This is a genomic window from Moorena sp. SIO4E2, from assembly GCF_010671945.1.
In the GTDB taxonomy this organism is placed as follows: domain Bacteria; phylum Cyanobacteriota; class Cyanobacteriia; order Cyanobacteriales; family Coleofasciculaceae; genus Moorena; species Moorena producens.
The window spans coordinates 1-2,370 of the sequence record NZ_JAAHIE010000876.1; the positions used below are offsets into that span (position 1 = coordinate 1).

The following is a 2,370-nucleotide window of genomic DNA, read 5'->3' on the forward strand; positions in this document are numbered from 1 at the left end:
TTATCTAATGATTAGTTTAAATACCCAGGAAATGTCTACTTTAAATTCATCTGAACTAGCTGATTCTGAAATGCCGAATCCGACTGTTGATTTCTCAACACATCCACAATGGAATAATAAAAGTGGATGGAAAAGTATCTTAAATAATTTTCGTTTAATTATTCAACCAACTCTTTTATTAGGATTGATTTTACCGTGGCTAAATGCAGGGTAAGCGCAAGAAAAATGAACTCATAATATGCTAGTGAAACCGATGTCACAATAAAGGTGTCCGATGGTGATTGGCTTCGATCAACCCACTAACTCAACTTACATCAGTAGTCCATCCTTACCACTACAGCCAGCCCTTGATGTTCAACAGGTTCAGCAGCAAATGCTCGAGCATTTTGAACATCTATCAGATCCGCGAGGGAAACAAGGAGTGCTCCATCCATTTGTAAGTATAGTGATGATTGCACTGTTAGCCACCATTGGAGGGGCAAGGGGCATAGAAGATATCGAAACTTATGGGATTAGCCACCAGCATTGGTTATCGACCTTTTTAGCATTACCAAATGGGTACCCATTGCAGATACATATCGGCGAGTGTTTGAGCAGATATCCCCGAGAGCCTTTGAGAATAGTTTCGAGAGCTGGTTAAGCAGTTTTGTGATAGATAATGGAGCCGAGGTGATTCCTATTGATGGCAAACAACTCAAGGGTTCCTATGATCGCAACCAGGGAAAATCGGCAATACATGTGGTTAGTGCCTGGGCGAGTGAGCATCGGTTGTTTCGTAGGTCTTGTGAAAGTGGATGATAAAAGCAATCAAATTACAGCCATCAAGCGCCCTACTAAAATTACTCGATATCTCTGGATGCATCATTACCATTGATGCCATGGGGACTCAGCATCAAATAGCCGATGCTATTCGTGCTCTTGGTGCTGATTATGTTTTGGCGCTCAAAGGAAATCATCCTACTAAGTTCCACGCAGGTTAAGCAATGGGAAAGAAACTGCTGTTGCTAATAAGTTTGAGGGTATCGAGTATAGCTATGATCTGCGGGTAGAATCAGGACATCATCGTACTGAAAAGCGCGGCTGTTTGGGACGAAACCTTAGAGAGTGGAGCCTTATTAAAAAAGATTCAAACCTTTTATGCAAAACCGATCGCCCATAAAGGCTCCACTCTCTTACGGTAACTTCAAAGGCAGTAACTCTTGCTGAAATAGACTTCGATTTGTACAAACAGTCGCAGTGGTCTGGATTACAGACCATTGTAATGGTTATTCGCACCCGCCATCTATGGAACAAGACTACCCGTGAGGTGATGTTTTACCTTACTTCAAAACCACCCAATGCTCAACACGTCGGGCTTAGCAATCCGACAACACTGGTCCATTGAAAACCAACTGCACGCTCGTATTAGATGTCACCTTTGGGGAAGATGCGACGCGGATTCGTACAGGACATGCACCACAAAATATGGCTTTACTCAAGCGCGCTTAGTCTCAATCTACTAAATCTGGAAACGAGTTATAAACGCAGTACTCGTCAAAAAGTCAAACGAGCCAGTATGGATCCAAGGTATATGCTTAAGGTTTTAAAAGCTTCGATTCCCCTACAGTCTAACTTATCTGAGCCATAATTTTTCGCCGCTGTACCCTGTGGCTAAATGTTATAGATAATTCTTATTTGTTACTCGGATTTCATGATTTAATTGATACTATAAATCAAGTTAAACCATTTTAAGTTTATTGATCAACTCCCCGATTTTTTATTATCTCTTAAATTCGGAGAGTGACAGAAGAGGGGGATAGCGCTTTTTATCCTCATGAGGTACACATATTTTTTTACCTCTTCCCTCTTCCCTCTTCCCTCTTCCGAAGTCCCTGCTCCGAACGCGCCCCGCGTGGCCTACGGCCTCAGTCCCTGCTCCCTAAAACCCAAAAACTTGTACCTTACTAGATTAAAAACCGCTATAGCCATTGATGAGTAAAGCAATTCTACCTCTTTTGGCTGAGGAATCGCGCCAATTTATCAACGAAAAACTGGTGGATATTATCCTTGGCAAACAAAGCTTTATTAATTAGCTAAAGCTGGAAATATAAAGACTAAAAATCAGCCTAAATTTAGACTTAATGACCTGCTAAAATTTACCTTAAACTGACCTGAACAAAAAAAGCGATAAAGTCAAAATACAACACACACAACTACCAAGCATATCACCGGAAGAGGCGGTGGCGCGGGGAGATGGTGAGATAGTAAGCTGTTCGGCATTTAAATTGGTATAATAAAAATTAATAAATAACCCAATAATAGGAAATATGCCAGCAAAAAATTATCTGACACAAGAGCAAAAAACAATACTTCAAAAAGCCTTAAAAATAG

3 protein-coding genes and 1 pseudogene are annotated in these 2,370 nt (G+C 40.9%); all 4 read left to right on the top strand.

Going from position 1 to position 2,370, the window contains the following annotated elements:
* A pseudogene (locus F6K37_RS38465) lies at positions 1-214 on the top strand (IS701 family transposase); the annotation flags it as partial.
* A gap of 60 nt (positions 215-274) precedes the next feature.
* Entirely contained in the window at positions 275-640 is a 366-nt protein-coding gene (locus F6K37_RS38470; protein WP_287256414.1) for a transposase family protein, read from the top strand.
* A complete protein-coding gene (locus F6K37_RS38475; protein WP_287256417.1) occupies positions 586-798 on the top strand; it encodes a hypothetical protein in 213 nt (70 codons plus the stop codon). Before F6K37_RS38470 ends, F6K37_RS38475 begins: the two co-directional genes overlap by 55 nt.
* Positions 795-980: a hypothetical protein gene (locus F6K37_RS38480; protein ID WP_287256419.1), complete on the top strand. Its 186-nt coding sequence runs from the start codon at positions 795-797 to the stop codon at positions 978-980. The genes F6K37_RS38475 and F6K37_RS38480 overlap by 4 nt, the downstream gene beginning before the upstream one ends.
* Positions 981-2,370 lie beyond the last annotated feature (1,390 nt).

Coding starts and splice junctions, on each gene's coding strand:
- F6K37_RS38470 (WP_287256414.1), top strand. CDS start 275: ATGGTGATTGGCTTCGATCAACCCACTAACTCAACTTACATCAGTAGT.
- F6K37_RS38480 (WP_287256419.1), top strand. CDS start 795: ATGATAAAAGCAATCAAATTACAGCCATCAAGCGCCCTACTAAAATTA.